This window comes from Mariluticola halotolerans (assembly GCF_021611515.1).
Classification (GTDB): domain Bacteria; phylum Pseudomonadota; class Alphaproteobacteria; order Rhizobiales; family Devosiaceae; genus Mariluticola; species Mariluticola halotolerans.
The window spans coordinates 1,934,344-1,953,100 of record NZ_CP090960.1 but is presented as its reverse complement, the minus strand read 5'-3'; the positions used below and the strand labels follow the sequence as shown (position 1 = coordinate 1,953,100).

General features: G+C 60.3%; 19 protein-coding genes. 15 read left to right on the top strand and 4 right to left on the bottom strand.

From position 1 onward, the window contains the following. The first annotated feature begins 60 nt into the window (after positions 1-60). On the top strand, positions 61-717 hold the full coding sequence (locus L1P08_RS09340) for an HD domain-containing protein (RefSeq protein ID WP_303616755.1): 657 nt from the start codon (positions 61-63) through the stop codon (positions 715-717). Here the strand turns inward: L1P08_RS09340 and L1P08_RS09335 are convergent. After that, complete coding sequence (locus tag L1P08_RS09335) at positions 714-1,622, bottom strand: cation diffusion facilitator family transporter (RefSeq protein ID WP_303619532.1); 909 nt, start codon at positions 1,620-1,622, stop codon at positions 714-716. The two genes, L1P08_RS09340 and L1P08_RS09335, sit on opposite strands and share 4 nt — an antisense overlap. A 298-nt stretch (positions 1,623-1,920) precedes the next feature. On the opposite strand from L1P08_RS09335, the gene L1P08_RS09330 reads away from it, so the two are divergent. The 6 genes from L1P08_RS09330 to cobM are packed head-to-tail and all read left to right on the top strand — an operon-like array spanning position 1,921 to position 8,134. Further along, a complete protein-coding gene (locus L1P08_RS09330) occupies positions 1,921-3,051 on the top strand; it encodes a sirohydrochlorin chelatase (RefSeq protein WP_303616754.1) in 1,131 nt (376 codons plus the stop codon). Positions 3,052-3,053: 2 nt separating this feature from the next. Further along, a complete protein-coding gene (locus tag L1P08_RS09325) occupies positions 3,054-3,680 on the top strand; it encodes a precorrin-8X methylmutase (protein ID WP_303616753.1) in 627 nt (208 codons plus the stop codon). After that, positions 3,677-4,885, top strand: coding sequence for a precorrin-6y C5,15-methyltransferase (decarboxylating) subunit CbiE (gene cbiE, locus L1P08_RS09320; protein ID WP_303616752.1), 1,209 nt, complete (start codon positions 3,677-3,679; stop codon positions 4,883-4,885). Before L1P08_RS09325 ends, cbiE begins: the two co-directional genes overlap by 4 nt. Then, a complete protein-coding gene (gene cobI, locus L1P08_RS09315; RefSeq protein ID WP_303616751.1) occupies positions 4,882-5,586 on the top strand; it encodes a precorrin-2 C(20)-methyltransferase in 705 nt (234 codons plus the stop codon). The genes cbiE and cobI overlap by 4 nt, the downstream gene beginning before the upstream one ends. Next, positions 5,583-7,349, top strand: a complete 1,767-nt coding sequence (cobJ, locus tag L1P08_RS09310) for a precorrin-3B C(17)-methyltransferase (protein WP_303616750.1) — start codon at positions 5,583-5,585, stop codon at positions 7,347-7,349. Before cobI ends, cobJ begins: the two co-directional genes overlap by 4 nt. Next, positions 7,346-8,134 carry a precorrin-4 C(11)-methyltransferase gene (gene cobM, locus L1P08_RS09305; protein ID WP_303616749.1) on the top strand — a complete coding sequence of 263 codons (789 nt, stop codon included), beginning with the start codon at positions 7,346-7,348 and terminating at the stop codon, positions 8,132-8,134. The genes cobJ and cobM overlap by 4 nt, the downstream gene beginning before the upstream one ends. On the opposite strand, the gene L1P08_RS09300 is transcribed toward cobM, so the two are convergent. After that, on the bottom strand, positions 8,116-8,847 hold the full coding sequence (locus tag L1P08_RS09300; protein ID WP_303616748.1) for a cobalt-precorrin-6A reductase: 732 nt from the start codon (positions 8,845-8,847) through the stop codon (positions 8,116-8,118). The two genes, cobM and L1P08_RS09300, sit on opposite strands and share 19 nt — an antisense overlap. A gap of 3 nt (positions 8,848-8,850) precedes the next feature. Further along, positions 8,851-9,954 carry a cobalt-precorrin-5B (C(1))-methyltransferase gene (locus L1P08_RS09295; RefSeq protein ID WP_303616747.1) on the bottom strand — a complete coding sequence of 368 codons (1,104 nt, stop codon included), beginning with the start codon at positions 9,952-9,954 and terminating at the stop codon, positions 8,851-8,853. A 47-nt stretch (positions 9,955-10,001) separates the two neighbouring features. Here L1P08_RS09295 and cobA point away from each other — a divergent pair, with 47 nt between their 5' ends. Genes cobA through L1P08_RS09270 form a run of 5 tightly spaced genes read left to right on the top strand, consistent with a single transcriptional unit; the run spans position 10,002 to position 14,834 of the window. Continuing rightward, positions 10,002-10,847, top strand: coding sequence for a uroporphyrinogen-III C-methyltransferase (cobA, locus tag L1P08_RS09290; protein WP_303616746.1), 846 nt, complete (start codon positions 10,002-10,004; stop codon positions 10,845-10,847). Between the two features lie 13 nt (positions 10,848-10,860). After that, positions 10,861-12,144 (top strand): cobyrinic acid a,c-diamide synthase CobB, encoded by a 1,284-nt coding sequence (locus L1P08_RS09285; RefSeq protein ID WP_303619531.1) that lies wholly within the window; start codon positions 10,861-10,863, stop codon positions 12,142-12,144. Beyond that, the gene (locus tag L1P08_RS09280) at positions 12,141-13,622 is read left to right on the top strand and encodes a cobyric acid synthase (RefSeq protein WP_303616745.1); all 1,482 of its coding nucleotides are present in this window, start codon (positions 12,141-12,143) and stop codon (positions 13,620-13,622) included. The genes L1P08_RS09285 and L1P08_RS09280 overlap by 4 nt, the downstream gene beginning before the upstream one ends. Next, the gene (gene cbiB, locus L1P08_RS09275; RefSeq protein ID WP_303616744.1) at positions 13,619-14,575 is read left to right on the top strand and encodes an adenosylcobinamide-phosphate synthase CbiB; all 957 of its coding nucleotides are present in this window, start codon (positions 13,619-13,621) and stop codon (positions 14,573-14,575) included. The genes L1P08_RS09280 and cbiB overlap by 4 nt, the downstream gene beginning before the upstream one ends. A gap of 40 nt (positions 14,576-14,615) precedes the next feature. Continuing rightward, complete coding sequence (locus tag L1P08_RS09270; protein WP_303616743.1) at positions 14,616-14,834, top strand: hypothetical protein; 219 nt, start codon at positions 14,616-14,618, stop codon at positions 14,832-14,834. 5 nt (positions 14,835-14,839) lie between these two features. On the opposite strand, the gene cobU is transcribed toward L1P08_RS09270, so the two are convergent. Then, on the bottom strand, positions 14,840-15,373 hold the full coding sequence (gene cobU, locus L1P08_RS09265) for a bifunctional adenosylcobinamide kinase/adenosylcobinamide-phosphate guanylyltransferase (protein ID WP_303616742.1): 534 nt from the start codon (positions 15,371-15,373) through the stop codon (positions 14,840-14,842). 198 nt (positions 15,374-15,571) lie between these two features. Between cobU and L1P08_RS09260 the strand changes: the two genes are divergently transcribed. Genes L1P08_RS09260 through pgl form a run of 3 tightly spaced genes read left to right on the top strand, consistent with a single transcriptional unit; the run spans position 15,572 to position 18,731 of the window. Then, the gene (locus L1P08_RS09260; RefSeq protein WP_303616741.1) at positions 15,572-16,522 is read left to right on the top strand and encodes a glucosamine kinase nucleotide-binding domain-containing protein; all 951 of its coding nucleotides are present in this window, start codon (positions 15,572-15,574) and stop codon (positions 16,520-16,522) included. Positions 16,523-16,548: 26 nt separating this feature from the next. Next, on the top strand, positions 16,549-18,036 hold the full coding sequence (zwf, locus tag L1P08_RS09255; protein WP_303616740.1) for a glucose-6-phosphate dehydrogenase: 1,488 nt from the start codon (positions 16,549-16,551) through the stop codon (positions 18,034-18,036). Next, on the top strand, positions 18,036-18,731 hold the full coding sequence (gene pgl / locus L1P08_RS09250; protein WP_303616739.1) for a 6-phosphogluconolactonase: 696 nt from the start codon (positions 18,036-18,038) through the stop codon (positions 18,729-18,731). The genes zwf and pgl overlap by 1 nt, the downstream gene beginning before the upstream one ends. Positions 18,732-18,757: the final 26 nt, after the last annotated feature.

Sequence of the window (18,757 nt, the reverse complement as noted above, 5' to 3'; positions counted from 1 at the left end):
GGGTATGTGATCAAGCACACTCATCCGAACTGATTCCCCTGAAATAGAGAGACGGACCGGATGAGCGACGCGGACGCAAAAGAACAGCTATTCGCCAGGATTGCCGACACCGGCGGCACCCGGTTAAGCGCGCAACTGCGCTTTATCGTCGAAATTGACCAGCTGAAAACAATCATCCGCCAGACGCCGCTGATTGATCTGTCCCGTCGGGAAAACGATGCCGAACATAGCTGGCATCTCGCGATGATGGCCATGGTGCTGGCCGACTTTGCAGCACCTGAGGTCGATGTCCTGCGCGCCATTCGTATGCTGCTCGTGCACGATATTGTTGAAATCGATGCAGGCGATACCTTCCTTTATGACGCCACCGCAGCAGCGGACCAGGAAGCACGCGAAGAGAAGGCGGCCGACCGGATTTTCGGCCTGTTGCCGGAACCGGACGGAGCGGAACTGCGTGCGCTATGGGACGAATTTGAAGCGCACCAAAGTGCCGACGCCCACTTCGCACGGGCAATGGATCGGCTACAGCCGTTTCTGCATAATATCTTCACCGGCGGCGTTATGTGGCAAAAGCACGGTGTCACCGAAAACCAGGTGCGCACCCGCATGCGCACGATTGCCGATGGCTCGGCCGAACTGCATGCACTGGTCGAAAAACTGATTGGGGAAGCGGTCAGTCGCGGCTATCTGGCGGCTGGCGGTCCGGTGAGCACCTAGAGCACGACCACACCAGAATGCTTGGCCTTGCTTTCCGGCTCAACATGAATGGTGATCTCTGTATCGCGCATTGCCTCACGCAGCTTTTCCTCGATCCGGTCGCAAATCTCGTGCGATTGCTCAACCATCATCGTGCCCGGCACCACAAGGTGAAAATCGATAAAGGTCATGCGTCCTGCCTGCCGCGTGCGGATATCATGCGCTTCAATCGCCCCGTCGGCATTTTCTGAAATGATCTCGCGGATTTTTTTCAGGCTTTCCGGCGGTGTTGCCACATCCATCAACCCACCCACACTCTCCTTGATCACACCCCAGCCAGACCAGAGAATGTTGAGGCCAACCAATGCGGCAAGGATCGCATCAAGCTGCGCCCATCCTGTGGCCAGCACCAATATCAGCCCGAGCAGAACCCCCAGAGAGGAAGCGACGTCTGTAAAAAGATGTTTGCCATCTGCGACGAGAGCTGGAGACTTGACCTGCCGGCCGTAGCGCAAAAGCACAAAGGCCCAGACAGCATTGAGAACGGTGGCGGTGCTGTTAATCGCGATACCCTGCAACGGGGCGTTCAGCGTGCGCGGCGCAAAAAAGCCGAACCATGCATCGCGGAAAATCAAAATCGCGGCCACAACAATCATCACACCAACGACCACAGCCGAGAAATATTCCGCCTTGTGATACCCATAGGGCAGGGCGGCATCCGCCGGCTTTTGCGCCAGCCGCACCGCGATCAGAGCCGCTGCCGCCGTCACAACATTAACAATGCTCTCCAGCGCATCCGAATAGAGCGCCAGCGACCCCGTGAAATGATAAGCGAGATATTTGAGTGCCAGCACAAGCACCGCAACGAACAGGCTGGCTGTCGCAATATACGTGGTGCGGGTGACTGACGAGGTGCGCAGGTTCATGTCCGGATAAATCTCCACTGCCAGAAGTGTGGCTGATTCCGTATGCCCCGCAAATAGATTGAACCGCTTCATGTTTCAAGTCATTGTTTTTGCAAATCATTTTTAAAAGCATTGTCAGATAGACGGGGTTGCATTGACCGGGCGAGCTGCCTTGCCTAGAACAGGGCCAGCGCAGCGTTCCATTTAGGGGACTGAGAAACATCTCCGGTGCGGTTGACCCAAACAGGGAACCAAGACGGAGCTGCAAAGATACCTTGACCCGGAACTCTGCCTCTTTGTCTTTAAACAAGAGGTAGACATGAAATCCGACCTGCTTTTGCCGCCTGAAACCGGCGTGATGCTTTGTGGCCATGGCAGCCGCAACCAGTTGGCCGTGGGCGAATTCGCCCATGTGGCCGATCACCTGAAAGCGCGCCTCAGCGGCGTGCCGGTAGAATACGGCTATCTCGAATTTGCCGACCCCGTCATCCATTACGGCCTCGATAAATTACGCGCCCAGGGTGTCAGACACGTGCTGGCGCTGCCCGGCATGCTGTTTGCTGCTGGCCACGCCAAAAACGACATCCCCTCGGTGCTTAATACCTATGCCGCCCAACATGCGGATTTTGAAATCACCTATGGGCGCGAACTCGGGGTGGATCTCAAAATGATCCGCGCGGCGGGTGACCGTATTGCCGAGGCGGAAGCGGCGGCGGAAAGCAAAGTCGAACGCCACGACACACTGCTGATGGTGGTCGGTCGGGGTGCTTCCGATCCCGACGCCAATTCCAATGTCGCCAAGGTCATGCGCATGCTCTGGGAAGGCATGGGCTTTGGCTGGGGTGAAGTCAGCTATTCCGGCGTCACCTTTCCGCTCGTGGCTCCCGGCCTCGATCACGCGGTCAAGCTTGGCTATAAGCGCATCATCGTCTTCCCCTATTTCCTGTTCACCGGCGTGCTGGTGAAGCGTATTTATGCAGCGGTTGATGACGCGGCGGCGAAATATCCCGGCGTTGAAATTCTCAAAGCCCCTTACCTCAACGATCATCAATTGGTGGTCGAAACCTTCATGGACCGGCTGCAGGAAATGCTGGTCGGCCAGAACCTGATGAATTGTTCGTTGTGCAAATATCGCGAACAGGTGCTCGGTTTTGAAGCCGAGGTTGGCGCCGCGCAGGAAAGCCATCACCACCATGTCGAGGGCATTGGCGGTGGTCTGGAGGACTGTCCCTGCAAGGGTGATTGTGACGCAAGCTGCCGCGACGAGGCCTTTTGCAAGCAACACGGCTTGCCGTTTACGCCCCTGCACACCCATGATCATCACGATCACGATCACGATCACGATCACGATCACGATCATGCGCATGGCCATAGCCATGATGATCACCACCATCACCCCTATCCGCATGCCGACCACCCGCTGGGGCCGGTGACGCTGAAAAAGCGCTGAGCATGAATTACCTGCGCGCGCCCGAGGCGATCTATGCGGAAAGCTTCGCCATCATCAGGCGCGAAGCCAGCCTCGGCCGTTTTGCGCCCGAAGATCAGGATCTGGTCATCCGCCTGATCCATGCCTGCGGCATGATCGATATCGCCGATGATCTGGTGATCTCGCCCGGGGCTGTGGTCGCGGGTAAGGCGGCGCTGGCCAAAGGCGCGCCAATTATTTGCGATGTGCGCATGGTCGCCGAAGGCGTTATCCGCCGCAAGCTGGCGGCTGGAAATGAGGTGCTCTGCGGCTTGGGGGATGCGGGCGTGCCCGATCTCGTCGAAAAACTGCAGACAACAAGGTCTGCCGCCGGCATTGAGGCTTTGGCACCGTTGATGGCCGGCAGCATCGTCGCCGTCGGCAATGCGCCGACGGCGCTGTTTCATCTGCTCGAACGTATGGATGAGGGCTTCCCCAAACCCGCGCTGATCCTCGGTTTCCCGGTCGGTTTTGTCGGCGCGGCGGAATCGAAAGACGCGCTTATCACCAACGCACGAGGGGTGCCGTTTGTGGCGCTTAAAGGCCGGCGCGGCGGTAGCGCGCTGGCCGCAGCAGCCGTCAACGCGCTGGCGGCGGGGCTGAGCACATGAGCGCCTGGTTGCACATTATCGGCGTTACCGAACAGGGCCTGGAGGCGCTGCCACCAGCGCAACGGGCTTTGCTCGACAGTGCGGAAACGATTCTCGGGCCGCAAAGATTGCTGCCGGACAGCGCAGGCACGCAAAATGTGATGGCCTGGCAAACGCCTTTGAGCGCCATGATCGAACAGGTTCTGGCCGCGCGCGGTAGCCAGACAATAGTGCTGGCGACGGGCGACCCCAACTGGTTCGGCATCGGGGTGACGCTGGGTCGGCATCTGGATGCTGATGAATTCACTCTGCACCCCGCCGCTTCCGCGTTTCAGCTGGCGGCCGCTAAACTGCACTGGCCTTTGCAGAACGTGACCACACTTTCCCTGCATGGCCGCAAACCGGCGCATCTGCAGCCGCATATCCTGCCCGGCAACCGCATTCTGGCCCTGACCAGTGATGCGGGCACGCTCCGTGAAGTGCGGGACATGCTCAACGCCCGTTGCTATGGGCAGTCGCGCCTGACAGTGCTGGAAAACTTGGGCGCTGACGCCGAGAAGCGAACGGATTTGATCGCCAACGAGCCTCTGCCTGAAATCGGCGATTTCTATACCCTCGCCATTGAATGCGTGGCCGATCCCGCAGCACCCTTTCTGCCCATGGTCCCCGGCCTGCCCGACGAAAGCTTTGTTTCCGATGGCCAGCTGACCAAGCGCGATGTCCGCGCCACAACCCTTGCCAAGCTCGGGCCCTATCCCGGTGCGCTGCTCTGGGATGTGGGGGCGGGATGCGGTTCGGTCGGAATCGAATGGATGCGTGCCGCGCGTGGTGCCAAAGCCATCTGCTTTGAGCGCGCGCCCGAGCGGCTGGCAATGATCGACACCAACCGGATGGCGCTCGGGGTGCCGGATCTCGAGATCCGGGCCGGTGACGCGCTCGAGGGGATGATGGATCAGCCAGTACCCGACGCGGTATTTATCGGCGGCGATGTCGCCAATCAGGCGCTGTTTGAAGCCTGCTGGCAGGCGCTCCGTCCGGGAGGGCGAATGGTAGCCAATGCGGTGACAATCGAGGGCGAACGCGCCCTGTTCGACCGGCAGGCGCAATATGGCGGTGAGTTGACCCGGATTGAAATTGCCGTGCTCGACAATGTGGGCCAGTACCGCGCCTTCAAACCACGCATGGCGGTTACCCAATGGCTGGCGATCAAGGAAGAAACGGCATGAGCGGCATTCTCTATCTTGTTGGCACCGGGCCGGGCGATCCGGAATTGTTGACCCTGAAAGCGGTCCGCATTCTCGGCGCGGTTGCCGTCATCGCCTTTCCGCAAAAATCGGGGGAACCGTCGCTGAGCTATCGCATTGCCGAAAGCCATCTCAACCCAAAAGCGCACTTGCTGCCCGCCGATATCCCCATGGCCACCGAACGCGGGCCGGCGCAGGCCGCCTATGATGCCGTGGCCCAAGAGATCATGACTTATCTCGAAGCGGGGCAGGACGTGGCCTATCTCTGCGAAGGCGATCCGCTGTTTTACGGTTCGGCCATGTATTTACTGACCCGCATTGCCGGCCAGGCCGAGGTGCGGGTGATCCCGGGGATTACCTCGCTGACAGCGACTGCCGCCGCCATTGGCCGCCCGCTCGCCGCGCGCAATGAAGTGCTCAAAGTGCTGCCGGCCCCGCTGGAAGATGCAATCCTCCGCGCGGAACTGACCGGGGCCGAAGCGGTGGCGATCATCAAGGTCGGGCGGCATTTTGACCGCATCCGCGCGCTCCTGGAAGACACCGGTCATGCCGGGGCCGCGATGGTGATTGAGCACGCCAGCAGCGACCAGCAGCGCATCACCCCTTTACGCGATTTCGCCGCCGACACGCGGCCCTATTTTTCGACAATTCTTTGTTACAAAGGCCGGGAGGCATGGGCATGACGCCGGCCATTATCATTTTCACTACTGCCAGCGCTGCGACCGCCAGCCGCATCGCCACACTGACCGGCGGGCGCGTCCATGCCTGCGGGCCAGCGGGCGAGGGGGCAGCGGAATTGCTGCCGCGCCTGTTTCGCGAAAGAGTGCCAATCATCGGCGTCTGTGCCGCCGGTATCCTGATCCGCCTGCTGGCGCCGTATCTTGGGGATAAGCACAACGAGCCACCGGTGATCGCCGTCTCCGCCGATGGCAAGCATGTGGTGCCGCTTTTGGGCGGGCATCACGGCGCCAACCATATGGCTCATGACATCGCCATCCAGCTGGGCGGCACCGCCGCGCCAACCACCGCGTCGGACAGCCGCTTTTCGCGCGGGCTCGACGAGCCGCCGCCCGGCTATGTCCTCGCCAATCCCGAGACCGCAAAATCCGCCATGGCCGCCCTGCTCAATGGCGCGGCCATAGCCTTGACCGGGCATGCGCCCTGGCTGGAAGAGGCCGGTTATCCTCTGGTCGAAAACGGGACTGTTGCCATCACGGTCAGCGAGAAGCGCGCGGGGGATACCCTGACCTATCATCCACAAACCCTGATTGCCGGCATGGGCTGCGAACGCGGTGTCGATGCAGCAGAGGCGATCGAACTGCTGCAAACCGTGTTGCAGGAAAATGGTCTGGCCCCGCAAAGCCTCGCCGCCATTGCCACCATTGATCTCAAATCCGACGAGACCGCATTGAACGCCGTGGCCGCCCATTTCAATGTGCCGCTGCGCCTGTTCAGTGCTGAAGAACTGGCAGAGGAAGCGGACCGTCTGCCCAATCCTTCCGAAATCGTGCGGGCCGAAGTTGGCACGCCGGGCGTGGCCGAAGCCGCTGCCATCAAGGCAGGCAGTTTGCTGGTGCCGAAACACAAATCAAAGAAGGTCACCTGCGCTATCGGTATCGCGCCAGAGCCGATTGAAGCGGCCCATTTTGGCGGCAGGCGCGGCGAATTGCATCTGGTCGGCATCGGCCCCGGTGAAGCGATGCAGCGCACGACTTCGGCTGTTGCTGCATTGGAGCGCACAACGGACTGGGTCGGGTACGGGCTCTATCTCGATCTGGTCGATGATTTGAAAACCGGTCAGGTTGAACACCGTTTCGGCCTTGGCGACGAGGAACCGCGCGTGCGCCATGCGCTGGAACTGGCCGCTAACGGCAAGTCGGTGGCGCTGATCTGTTCCGGTGACGCGCAGATTTACGCCATGGCGGCGCTGGTGTTTGAATTATTGCAGGCGACTGGAACGCGTGCCGTCAGCCCGGCGGCACAGCGGGTCATGGTTGAAAGCCATCCCGGCATTTCCGCCTTCCAGATGGCCTCGGCCCGCGCTGGCGCTTTGATCGGCCATGATTTCTGCTGTATCTCGCTTAGCGACCTGCTGACCCCGCGTGCCGATATTCTCAAGCGCCTCGACGCGGCGGCGCTGGGTGATTTCGTCACCGCCTTTTATAACCCGCGCTCCATGCGGCGCGTCGATCTGGTCGAAAAAGCCAAACAGGTGTTCCTGGCCCACCGCCCGCCCGAAACCCCGGTGATCATCGCGAAAAGCCTCGGCCGTCCGGAAGAGGAGGTGCGGGTAATCCGCCTCGATGCGCTCAATACCGAAGAAATCGACATGCTGACCATTGTGCTGATCGGGTCGTCGCAATCGAAAGCCTTCACGCGCGGCGACGGCAATATGATCACATTCACCCCAAGAGGTTATCAACGCAAAGCCGAGGCCGCCCAATGACCGTCTATTTCATCGGCGCCGGTCCCGGCGCTGCCGACCTGATCACCGTGCGCGGCCTGAAACTGATTGAGCGCTGCCCAGTCTGTCTTTATGCCGGGTCGCTGGTGCCCAGCGAAATCGTGGCGGCCGCGCCCGAGGGGGCGGTGGTCAAGGACACCGCGCCCATGCATCTCAGCGATATCATCGCCGATATGGCAGCGGCCCATGAGCGGGACGAGGATGTCGCCCGCGTCCATTCCGGCGACCCGTCGCTTTATGGCGCGGTTGCCGAACAGATGCGCCGGCTCGATGATCTCGATATCCCTTATGAAGTGGTGCCCGGCGTGCCCGCCTTTGCCGGGGCCGCGGCCCGGCTGGCGACCGAGCTGACCCTGCCCGAAATCGCCCAGACGGTGATCATCACCCGCACCTCGGGCAAGGCCTCATCCGTGCCCGATAGCGAACGGCTTGAACTATTGGGGGCGTCCAAGGCGACGCTGGCCATTCACCTCTCCATTCGCAACCTGGCCTATGTCGAACAGGCGCTGACGCCCCATTACGGGGCCGATTGTCCGGTGGTGATCATTTATCGGGCCACCTGGCCGGATGAGGAGATCATCCACACGACCCTCGCCGAAATGCGCCAAAGGGTGCGCGAAGAAAAGATCACCCGCACGGCGCTGATCTTTGTCGGCCATGTCTTCGGGGCCAAGAAATTCCGCGACAGCCGTCTCTATGATGCCGAATTTGCCCATGTGCTGCGCAACAAGGGCAAGAAGAAAAAGCCTCAGGAGCGCGCCTCTTGAAGCACGGCCAGCGCCTGATCGACACTGGAAACTTCGCGGGCTGCCGGCAGCGGCTGGCGTCCGATCATGAGCGTGACGACATCAAGCGCTGCCGCCGCGTCGATCTTGGCACGGGTCTGCATGCCGCCGGCATTTTTGGCGATCATATGGGTAATGCCCTGCGCGCGCATCAGCGCCATCTCGCCGTCAAACGTATAGGGCGGGCGAGCGATCAGCAGCGTGCAATTACCCGGCAGCGCGGCCTTGGGGGTTTCAATCAGGCGCACCACAAACCGGCTGGTCTTCTGCGCCGCACAATGGTCGAGCCCGTCATGACCGCTGGTGATCAAAACCACAGCGCCCTCGGGGATCAGGGCAAACGCCGAAGCGATATCGGCCACATCGACCCACGCAGCGCCGCTCGGCTTCTCCCATGCCGGACGCAGCAGACGCAGCAAGGGCACACCGGCCAATTCGGCAGCATCAACCAATTGGGCCGACATGTTTTCGGCAAAGGGATGGGTGGCGTCGACCACCCAATCGAAACCGTTTGTCGCAAAAAATACCTTGAGCGCGTCGACGCCGCCAAAGCCGCCGACCCGCAATTCTCCTTGCGGCAGCAGCGGTTCCAGCGTGCGCCCGGCCAGCGATGTGGTAACCTCATGGCCAAGAAAGACCAGGCGGTTTGCCAGATCGCGCGCTTCGCCGGTGCCGCCGAAAATCAATACCTTCATGGCTCAGCCAGCCTCCGCCACGATCTGCCCGGCACGGTCGGTAATCAATATGCCGACGCTGATAGTCTCGTCGCGCAGGATTTTTTGGGCTGCCAGTTGGGCGGCTTTTGCGACGGCCTCCGCCAGCGGCAGGCCGGCCTTCTGGCTCAATTGCAGCACCTCGTTGGCCGTATTGGCGGTGCGGGCGGCGGATACCAGATCCGGCGTCGCCCCAAGGGCAGTCAGCATCTCGGCCAATTGATTGAGATCGACGGTTCCGCGCGCCGAATGCAGGTCGAGCGCGCCCTGCGCCAGCTTGCTCAGCTTGGCAAAGCCGCCGGCAATGGTCACCCGGCGAACCGGATGCTGGCGGACATATTTGAGCATGCCGCCAACGAAATCGCCCATATCGAGATAGGCTTCTTCCGGCAAGCCAAGCCGGGCACGGGCGGCCCGTTCCGAGGCGTCACCGGTCGCGCCGACCACATGGTCCAGCCCCATGGCCCGCGCCACATCGACCCCGCGATGGATCGAATGAATCCAGGCCGCGCAGGAATAGGGAATGACAATGCCGGTGGTGCCAAGAATGGATATGCCCCCCAGAATGCCGAGGCGCGGGTTCCAGGTTTTTTCGGCGATCTTTGCGCCATCGGGCACCGAGATCGCAATCGCGATATCCGGGGGCACCTGAAATTGCGTGCAAAGGGCGGTGACCGCTTCGCTCATCATTTTGCGTGGCACCGGATTGATCGCCGGTTCGCCCACGGCCAGCGGCAGGCCGGGCTTGGTCACCGTGCCGACGCCGGACCCCGCAAGAAAACTGATGCCAGCGCCCAAAGCGCCGCGCGTCACCCGGGCGATAATCGTCGCGCCATGGGTGACATCGGGATCGTCGCCCGCATCCTTGATAATGCCGGCCTCGGCCCAGTCCGCGCCCCGCGCCTCGCGCGCCAGGGCAAAGGCCGGTTCCTGCCCGCCGGGCAGATGAATGCTGACAGGGTCGATGAAATCGCCGCCCAACAGCGCGCTCAGCGCCGATTTGACCGCCGCCGTGGCGCACGCGCCCGTGGTCCAGCCGCGCCGCAGCGCGCTGCCATCTGGTCCGGTCTCTTGTTCGGGCTTATTCATGATAACGTTCTATACGGGCCAAAGAGCCGGGCGAACAGGGGGATGCAATGATCACGTGGTTGAAAAACCTGTTTGCGCGCCAGCACTTCGCCCGTCTGGACGCACTGGATTTCCCGAAATTCGCCCCCGGCACGGTCTGGCTGGTTGGGGCTGGACCCGGTGCACCGGGCCTGATCTCGCTCATGGGCTATCATGCGCTGGGCAAAGCAGATGTCATTGTTTATGACGCACTGGTCTCGCCAGAGTTGCTCGCTTTGGCCAATCCGCGGGCGGAGAAAATCCATGCCGGTAAACGCGGCGGCAAACCCTCGCCCAAACAGACCGATATTTCCCTGCGCATTATCGAACTGGCGCAACAGGGCAAACGGGTCTTGCGCCTCAAGGGCGGTGATCCATTCATGTTCGGTCGCGGCGGCGAAGAGGCGGGCGCGCTGCACCGGGCCGGGATCAAGTTCCGTATCGTGCCGGGCATTTCTGCCGGGATTGGCGGGCTGGCCTATGCCGGTATTCCCGCAACCCATCGTGATGCCAATCATGCGGTGATTTTTCTCACCGGCCATGACGAGCATGGCGGCGTGCCGCAATCGGTTGATTGGGCGGCGATTGCCAATGCGACGCCGGTCATTGTCATGTATATGGCCGTTAAACATCTCGGCTCCATTGCTGAAAAGCTGCTTGCAGCAGGTCGGCAGGCGGATGACCGTCTGGCCATTGTCTCCAATGCGGCATTGCCCGAGCAATCGGTGATCACGGCAACGCTGGGACAGGCGGCGGACCTGGCAGCACGGGATGATATACCCACGCCGGCCATTGTGGTTTTGGGGCCGGTTGTTGATTATCGCCAGACACTGGATTGGTATCAGGACGCGTTGAGAGAGAACCGGATTGGATAGTTCTGCCACAGGGATGATTATTGCCGCCCCGCATTCAGGGTCTGGCAAGACCTTGGTCACGCTTGGGCTTTGCCGCGCTTTGGCCGATATGGGCGTTGTAGTTGCCCCGGCCAAAACGGGGCCGGACTATATTGATCCAGCCTATCTCGGTCGTGCAGCCCGCAAGCCGTCGATCAATCTCGATCCCTGGGCGATGAGCCAGAAGCGCTTGCAGGCACTGGTTGGCAAACAGGCTGAGGATGCAGATCTGGTCATCATCGAGGGGGTGATGGGGCTGTTCGATGGAGCGCTGGGTGGCAAAGGGTCAACGGGCGATCTTGCGGCAGCGCTCGACCTGCCGGTTTTGCTGGTCATCGACTGCAGCCATATGGCGCAGTCCGTCGCCGCTATCGCCAGCGGCTTTGTCCGGTTCCGGGGCGATGTAAACGTCGCAGGTGTGCTTTTAAACCGGGTCGCCAGCGACCGGCATGAAACCATGTTGCGCATGGCGCTGGAAGAAGTCGGTATTGCGTGTGCGGGTGCCATTCGCCGCAACGAGGCCTTGAATGTGCCCGGGCGTCATCTGGGTCTTGTCCTGCCCGGCGAAATCGACAACGCTGAGGCAATGATTGCCGAAGCGGCAAAAACCGTGTCGGCGGGGCTGGATATCGAACAATTGGCCGCGCTTGCCCGGCCATTGCCGCCCACGGGTAATGCCATGCGGCTGCCACCGCTCGGCCAGCGCATCGCCATTGCCCACGATGCTGCTTTTGCATTTCTTTATGAGCATTGGCTCCGCGACTGGAGCAATGCCGGGGCGGAAATTTCGTTCTTTTCGCCTTTGGCCGATGAAGCGCCGAAACCCGATGCCGACGCCATCTTCCTCCCCGGCGGCTATCCCGAATTGCATGCCGCCAAATTGGCGGCTGCCAAGCGCTTTCATCACGGTATGGTCGCCGCCCGCGATCGCGGTGCGCTGATCTACGGGGAATGTGGTGGCTATATGGTGCTTGGCAAATTCCTCACCAATGCCGAAGGCAAGGCATTCAAAATGACGGGTCTTCTGCCGCAATCGAGCACCATTGATCAACCACGCCGTATGTTGGGCTATCGTTATCTCCGCCATCAGGGGCCATTGCCTTTCGCCGCCGCTCTCACCGGCCATGAATTTCATTATTCGAGCGAAACCGACGCCACTGGCGCCCAGCTATTCTCTGCCAGTGATGCCATGGGCACCCGGTTACGGCCCATGGGGCAGGTGGTGGGGCGTGTCTGCGGTTCCTATGCCCATGTTATTGATGTGGGAAGTCAGACATGAGCACCCGCGCCCTCATGATCATGGGCACCGGGTCCGATGTCGGTAAATCGATGGTGGTGGCGGGTCTTTGCCGCGCCTTCGCCAATCGTGGCATCAAGGTCGCACCATTCAAGCCACAGAACATGTCCAATAATGCTGCCGTTACCGCCGATGGCGGCGAGATCGGTCGGGCCCAGGCGCTGCAGGCGCGTGCTGCCGGGCGGGCGCCAGTGACGGCGATGAACCCGGTCCTGCTGAAACCCGAGCAGGAGACCGGCGCGCAGGTCATCGTCCGCGGTCAGCGGGTTGCCTCAATGAGCGCCCGCGATTATTTCGCCACCCGCGCCCGTTTTATGCCCGATGTGCTCGCAGCGTTCAACGAACTGGCCGACACGGCCGACCTGATTATCGTCGAGGGGGCAGGCAGCGCCTCCGAAGTTAATCTGCGCCACAATGATCTGGCCAATTTCGGCTTTGCCCGTGCTGCGAATGTGCCGGTAGTCCTTTGCGGTGATATCCAGCGCGGCGGCGTCATCGCCGCAATCATCGGCACCTTGGCGGTGATCGATCCCGACGATGCCGACCTAGTGGTCGCTTCCCTGATCAATAAATTCCAGGGGGATCCCGCCTTGTTTGAAACCGGGCGGCAGTTCATTGCGGAAAAGACCGGACGCGTCTGCCTCGGACCATTACCATTTTTCGCCGATGCGGCCAAATTGCCGGCTGAAGATGTGCTGGCGCTCGACGATAATCTACGCAGTGGCGAGGGTGACTTTCTCATTGCGGTGCCCCGGCTGGCCCGTATTGCCAATTTTGATGATCTGGATCCGCTGCGCGCAGAGCCGGGTGTGCGTGTGGAGCTTATCCAACCCGGCAACCCATTGCCGCGCAATGCCAACCTGATCATCCTGCCGGGCTCAAAATCCACCCGCGCCGATATGGAACAGGTCCGTCACGAAGGCTGGGATATTGATATTCTCGCCCATGTCCGCGCCGGTGGGGCCGTACTCGGAATTTGCGGCGGTTATCAGATGCTGGGCCGCACAATAGCCGATCCAGATGGTGTCGAAGGCGCACCGGGAATCACTGCAGGCCTCGGTCTGCTCGATATCGCAACCATACTGGCGCCGCAAAAACAATTGCGGATCGAGCACGCGACGGAAACCCGTTCCGGCGCCGCTCTAAGCGGCTATCACATGCATATGGGCGTCAGCACCGGTGCAGACGCCTTGCGCCCGTTCTCCCATGTTGGCGGCAAACCTGAAGGGGCGCTTTCTGAAAATGGGCACATCATGGGCACTTACCTGCATGGGCTGTTCGCCGCCGACGGGTTTCGCAAAACCTTTCTGGAACGGTTGGGGGCCAGGGCGGATGCTGACCTGAATTACGAAAGCAGTATTGATGCCGTCCTTGATGCTCTTGCCGCGCATATCGAGACCCATCTCGATCTTGATCAAGTGCTGGCGCTTGCCGGTCCTGTCGGCGGGCTGAGCGCATGAACATGCTGATCGGGCTGGTCGCTCTCATCGCCGAGCCGCTCCTTGGTTATCCGGCCCTGCTGCAGCGCCATATCGGCCATCCAGTACAATGGATGGGCGCGCTGATTGACCTGTTTGACAGGCATATGAATGATGACGCTGCGGCGGCGAAAACCCGGCGCCGGGCAGGGATCATCATGCTGGCCGTCCTCTGTGCCATAACCGTGCTGCTCACCCTCGCCATAAGCCTGCTGCTACATCGCTTGCCCTTTGGCTGGGTCATCGAAGCGCTGCTGGGATCTGTGTTTCTGGCGCACAGGCAATTGGCCCAGGCCGTCAGTGCTGTTGCCTATGGGCTTGAGGGGTCGCTCCTGCGCGGCCGCGAGGCGGTAAGCCACATTGTGGGGCGCGATACCAAAGCGCTTGATGAAGCTGAAGTCGCGCGCGCCGCTATTGAAACCCTCGCCGAGAATGCTTCCGACGGGGTGATCGCGCCCTTGTTCTGGCTGCTGATTTTTGGCCTGCCCGGTATCGCCGTTTACAAGGCGATCAACACCGCCGATTCCATGGTGGGGCATCTTAATGCCCGCTATGCCGATTTTGGCTGGGCCAGTGCAAAAACTGATGACGTGGTCAATTGGGTGCCGGCGCGCCTCACCGCCATGCTGTTCTGTCTTGCCGCCATTATCACACCCGGTGCCTCGGCGCGAGCGGCGCTGAAAGCGGTTTTGCATGATGCAGGCAAGCACAAGTCGCCCAATGCCGGCTGGCCGGAGGCGGCCATGGCCGGCGCCTTGCATTTCGAGCTGGGCGGCCCACGCACCTATGGCGGGGAAGTGCTTAACCTGCCCTCCATGGGGTCAGGACGCCGTCATCTCGGGCCGAACGATATCCGCAAGTCCATCACGCTTTATGCCATAGCGCTGATGATCACATTCGTTATTGTCGCGGGCTTGTATTTTTCAATTATCTAATTTAGATAATACGCATATTAAAAATACAATCGGAGCGAACATGGCATTTCTCGATTCAGTCTCCTGGCCGATGGCGATATTGCTGGCGCTCACGCTCGGCCTGGCCCCTTTTGTGCCGGAACCACATCTTTTTGAGAAATTACGCATGCTCGTGCACGGACAACTGGTCCGGCCGATGGATATTTTTGATCTGTTCCTGCATCTGTCACCCTGGCTGGTACTGATCGCCAAACTGGCCCGGCTGGCGGTACAGCGTTAGCTGATTTAGTCCAGAAGGGGTGCCGTGCCCTTCATGACCAGAGGCAGGCCGGCGGCGACAAAATAAACATCGTGGCAAACGCCGGCCAGGCGCTGATGGCTCCAGCCGGTCAGATCGCGAAAGGCCCGCGCCAAGGCATTGTCCGGCACGATGCCCAGCCCTACTTCGTTTGAGACCATTATCACGCGTGTGCTTTCGATCGCCTCAAGCGCATCAACCAGATCATCAACCGCCTGCGTCACGTCGCGTTCCGCACCCAGCAGATTTGAAATCCATAAAGTCAGGCAATCGACGAGAATAACGTCATGGGTCTGGCTGGCCGCCTCAATGGCTTCCGGTAGATCGAGCGGTTCCTCGATTGTGGTGAACCGGCCTTCGCGTTGCTCCCTGTGGCTGGCAACGCGGGCCTGCATTTCGGCATCCAGCGCTTCGGCAGTCGCCAGGTAGACAGGACTGTGCCCCATGCGCATCGCCAGGCGTTCCGCAAAAGACGTTTTGCCCGAGCGGGCGCCACCAAGAATGAGAATATGATCTGTCATGATCCCGCATTGTAACTCTTTTGCACCAAAGGCGGCAATGCATCCGCATGCAAGCATCAGTGCATGCGGATGCAAGCCTTTTCACCGGGCCAAATGGGTGTAACATCAAGCAAAGCAGGGCTTTCACAACCAATGGTTTAGCACTATGGTCCGCCCGAAATCTGACGTGCAATGAAAACTGATGGGTGGATACGGCCAGTGGCAAAGTACTATCTAGGTGTGGATGGCGGCGGCACAAAATGCCGTATGCGTTTGGCTGATGCCGACTTGAACACACTTGGCGAGGCGGTCACCAGCAAACCCTCCAACCTGCAGGTGCGCGATGGTAACGCCGCCTACGAGGCCGTGAACCAGCTTATTGATCAGGTCTATGCTGACGCCGGTATCGATATTGCCGAGGCCAAAAACACGCATGCCTGCTTTGGCATGGCAGGCGCGCGCTTGGCCGCCTCGCGGGAGAGTTTTGAAAAACGCGCTTTTCCGTTCGCCAATCTGCACGTTTATGACGATATCGATATCGCCCGCGCCGGGGCACACGCAGGTGAGGACGGCGCGGTGCTGATCGTTGGCACCGGGTCGGCCGGTCTCGCCTTGATTGACGGCGAGCGCTTCCAGATCGGCGGCTGGGGTTTTCACATCGGCGATGCCATGGCCGGCGCCATTCTCGGCCGCGAACTGATCCGCAAAAGCCTCCTGGCGCACGAGGGGCTGATCCCGGCGACGCCGCTGACCAAGGCGGTCATGGCCCGCTTCGATAACGATCCCAACAATCTTATGGCCTGGTCGTTCAATAACCCGGCAGCCCGCAAGGCGGTTGAGCAAAGTCTTAAGCCCGGCGAGAGCCCCAGCCATAATGTGCCGGCGCGTCCTGCCGACTATGGTGAGTTTGTACCGCTGTTTTTTGAGTATTATGAGCAAGGTGACCCGTTCGCGCTCGAACTGATGGAATTCGAACTGAGCGCGATCGACGATTATGTGCACTGGTTTACCGCGCGCGGCGCGCGGGCGCTCGCCTTTGTCGGCGGGCTCGGCACGCGGCTGCTCCCTCTTCTACGCAAACGATATGACGCATCGCTGATTGTTGAGGCCAAATCCGAACCTCTGCACGGTGCACTTATTCTTGCGCGGCAATTATTTGGTGACGCCTGAGACGGCGCACGAAGGAGATCAACAACATGTCCAGCTCCCGTATTATTCCGGTCCCGGCCTTTGATTATGTAGTGTTCGGCGCCACCGGTGATCTCACGCGACGCAAGCTGATCCCGGCGCTCTATTATCGCTTCAAGGACGGGCAGTTCGACGAACAGTCACGGATCATCGGTGTGTCGCGCACTGCCTGGGATGACAAGAAATTCAAGGATGTCGCCCGGCAGGCTGTTGGTGAATTTGTCGAAAAGTCGTTTCAGGACAAGGAAACCATCGACCGGTTCATTTCCTGCTTTTCCTATGTCACCAATGATGTGACCGACAAGGAAGGCTGGGCCGAGTTGCGCGACTCGTTGCGCGAGGATGAAAATATCGTGCGCGCCTTCTACCTCGCCGTCGCCCCCAACATATTCGAGCCGATCTGCACCTATCTTGCCCGCCGCAAATACTGGCGCGAAAGCGCCCGCGTGGTTGTCGAAAAACCGCTTGGTCACGATCTTGAATCCTCGATGGAAATCAACGACGCGATCGCCAAGGTTTTTTCCGAAGATCAGGTCTACCGGATCGACCACTACCTCGGCAAAGAAACCGTGCAGAACCTGCTGGCCTTGCGTTTCGCCAACAAGATGTTTGAGCCGATCTGGAACTCGGCGCATATCGACCATGTGCAGATTTCTGTCGCTGAATCGGTCGGTGCCGGCACCCGCGGCTATTATGACGAAAGCGGCGCGCTGCGCGACATGGTGCAAAACCATATCCTGCAATTGCTTTGCCTCGTGGCGATGGAGCCGCCGGCATCCGATGACGCCAATGCCCTGCGCGACGAAAAACTCAAGGTATTGCGTTCCCTCAAACCGATCACCGGCGAAAGCGTTGGCCGGGCCACAGTGCGCGGGCAGTATCGCGGCGTGAGTTCAGAAACTACATCGGTCGCGGGCTATCAGGATGAGTTGCCGGATGACAAAAAGGGCTCACGTACCGAGACTTTCGTCGCCCTCAAGGCCGAAATCGAAAACTGGCGTTGGGCCGGTGTGCCGTTCTACATTCGTACCGGCAAGCGGCTGGCCACCCGGGTATCAGAAATCGTCATCCAGTTCCGCGAAATCCCCCATTCGATCTTTGATCGGGCGGAAGGCGCGCCCAAGGCCAACAAACTGGTGATCCGCTTGCAGCCTGATGAAGGCGTCAAACTGTTCATGATGATCAAGGATCCGGGGCCCGGCGGCATGCGCCTGCGCGAAGTGCACCTCAATCTCTCCTTTGCCGAGACATTTGCTGACCGCACCCCGGAAGCCTATGAGCGCCTGTTGCTCGATGTTATTCGCGGCAATCAGACCCTGTTCATGCGCCGGGACGAACTGGAAGCCGCCTGGAGATGGGTCGACCCGATCCGTGAGGCCTGGGACGCTGCTTCCGAGCCGCCGCAACCCTATACGGCGGGCACATGGGGCCCCACCGGTTCAGTGGCGCTGATCGAACGTGATGGCCGGACCTGGCATGAAGAAAGCGACTTTTGATGATTAATCGTCACGATCAAAGCGACAACACGGCTCTCGCCAATGCGCTGTCCGATGCTGTAGCGGCGGATATCAAGGCGGGCCTCGGCTCGCGTGATACAGCCTCGATTGCGGTTTCAGGTGGGTCCACGCCAGCCTTGTTCTTTCGCCAGCTCGCACAGCGCACCGATATAGATTGGTCAAAGGTCGTCATCACCCTTGTTGACGAACGCTGGGTCGATGACAGCTCCGACAGATCCAATGCACGGCTGGTTAAAACCAACCTGTTGCAGGGTCCCGCAGCTGTCGCGACATTTGTGCCCCTTTATGCAGGCGGCGAGACACCTTCATCTGAAACGATTGCCGAAACCTGCGCCATGCAACAGCAAGTGCCGCATCCCTTTGATGCGGTCATTCTCGGCATGGGGGGTGATGGCCATACGGCCTCGTTTTTCCCTGAAGGTGATGCCCTCGATCAGGTGTTGCGTGAAAAAGGGCCTGCTCTTGCCATTCAGGCGCCGGGTGCAGGCGAACCGCGCGTCACACTGACTTTGCCGCATCTTTTAGCCACACGCAGTCTTTACCTTCACATTGAAGGTGCAGCAAAAGCCCAAACCCTCGATGCAGCCCTCAGCGCAGGTCCCGTCAGCGAGATGCCGGTACGCGCCGTTCTGCGCCAGACCGAAAAGCCCGTTAACATTTACTGGTGCCCCTGATCCCTGAGGGGCCAGAAGGAAAAAGA

Coding starts and splice junctions, on each gene's coding strand:
- L1P08_RS09340 (WP_303616755.1), top strand. CDS start 61: ATGAGCGACGCGGACGCAAAAGAACAGCTATTCGCCAGGATTGCCGAC.
- L1P08_RS09335 (WP_303619532.1), bottom strand. CDS start 1,622: ATGAACCTGCGCACCTCGTCAGTCACCCGCACCACGTATATTGCGACA.
- L1P08_RS09330 (WP_303616754.1), top strand. CDS start 1,921: ATGAAATCCGACCTGCTTTTGCCGCCTGAAACCGGCGTGATGCTTTGT.
- L1P08_RS09325 (WP_303616753.1), top strand. CDS start 3,054: ATGAATTACCTGCGCGCGCCCGAGGCGATCTATGCGGAAAGCTTCGCC.
- cbiE (WP_303616752.1), top strand. CDS start 3,677: ATGAGCGCCTGGTTGCACATTATCGGCGTTACCGAACAGGGCCTGGAG.
- cobI (WP_303616751.1), top strand. CDS start 4,882: ATGAGCGGCATTCTCTATCTTGTTGGCACCGGGCCGGGCGATCCGGAA.
- cobJ (WP_303616750.1), top strand. CDS start 5,583: ATGACGCCGGCCATTATCATTTTCACTACTGCCAGCGCTGCGACCGCC.
- cobM (WP_303616749.1), top strand. CDS start 7,346: ATGACCGTCTATTTCATCGGCGCCGGTCCCGGCGCTGCCGACCTGATC.
- L1P08_RS09300 (WP_303616748.1), bottom strand. CDS start 8,847: ATGAAGGTATTGATTTTCGGCGGCACCGGCGAAGCGCGCGATCTGGCA.
- L1P08_RS09295 (WP_303616747.1), bottom strand. CDS start 9,954: ATGAATAAGCCCGAACAAGAGACCGGACCAGATGGCAGCGCGCTGCGG.
- cobA (WP_303616746.1), top strand. CDS start 10,002: ATGATCACGTGGTTGAAAAACCTGTTTGCGCGCCAGCACTTCGCCCGT.
- L1P08_RS09285 (WP_303619531.1), top strand. CDS start 10,861: ATGATTATTGCCGCCCCGCATTCAGGGTCTGGCAAGACCTTGGTCACG.
- L1P08_RS09280 (WP_303616745.1), top strand. CDS start 12,141: ATGAGCACCCGCGCCCTCATGATCATGGGCACCGGGTCCGATGTCGGT.
- cbiB (WP_303616744.1), top strand. CDS start 13,619: ATGAACATGCTGATCGGGCTGGTCGCTCTCATCGCCGAGCCGCTCCTT.
- L1P08_RS09270 (WP_303616743.1), top strand. CDS start 14,616: ATGGCATTTCTCGATTCAGTCTCCTGGCCGATGGCGATATTGCTGGCG.
- cobU (WP_303616742.1), bottom strand. CDS start 15,373: ATGACAGATCATATTCTCATTCTTGGTGGCGCCCGCTCGGGCAAAACG.
- zwf (WP_303616740.1), top strand. CDS start 16,549: ATGTCCAGCTCCCGTATTATTCCGGTCCCGGCCTTTGATTATGTAGTG.
- pgl (WP_303616739.1), top strand. CDS start 18,036: ATGATTAATCGTCACGATCAAAGCGACAACACGGCTCTCGCCAATGCG.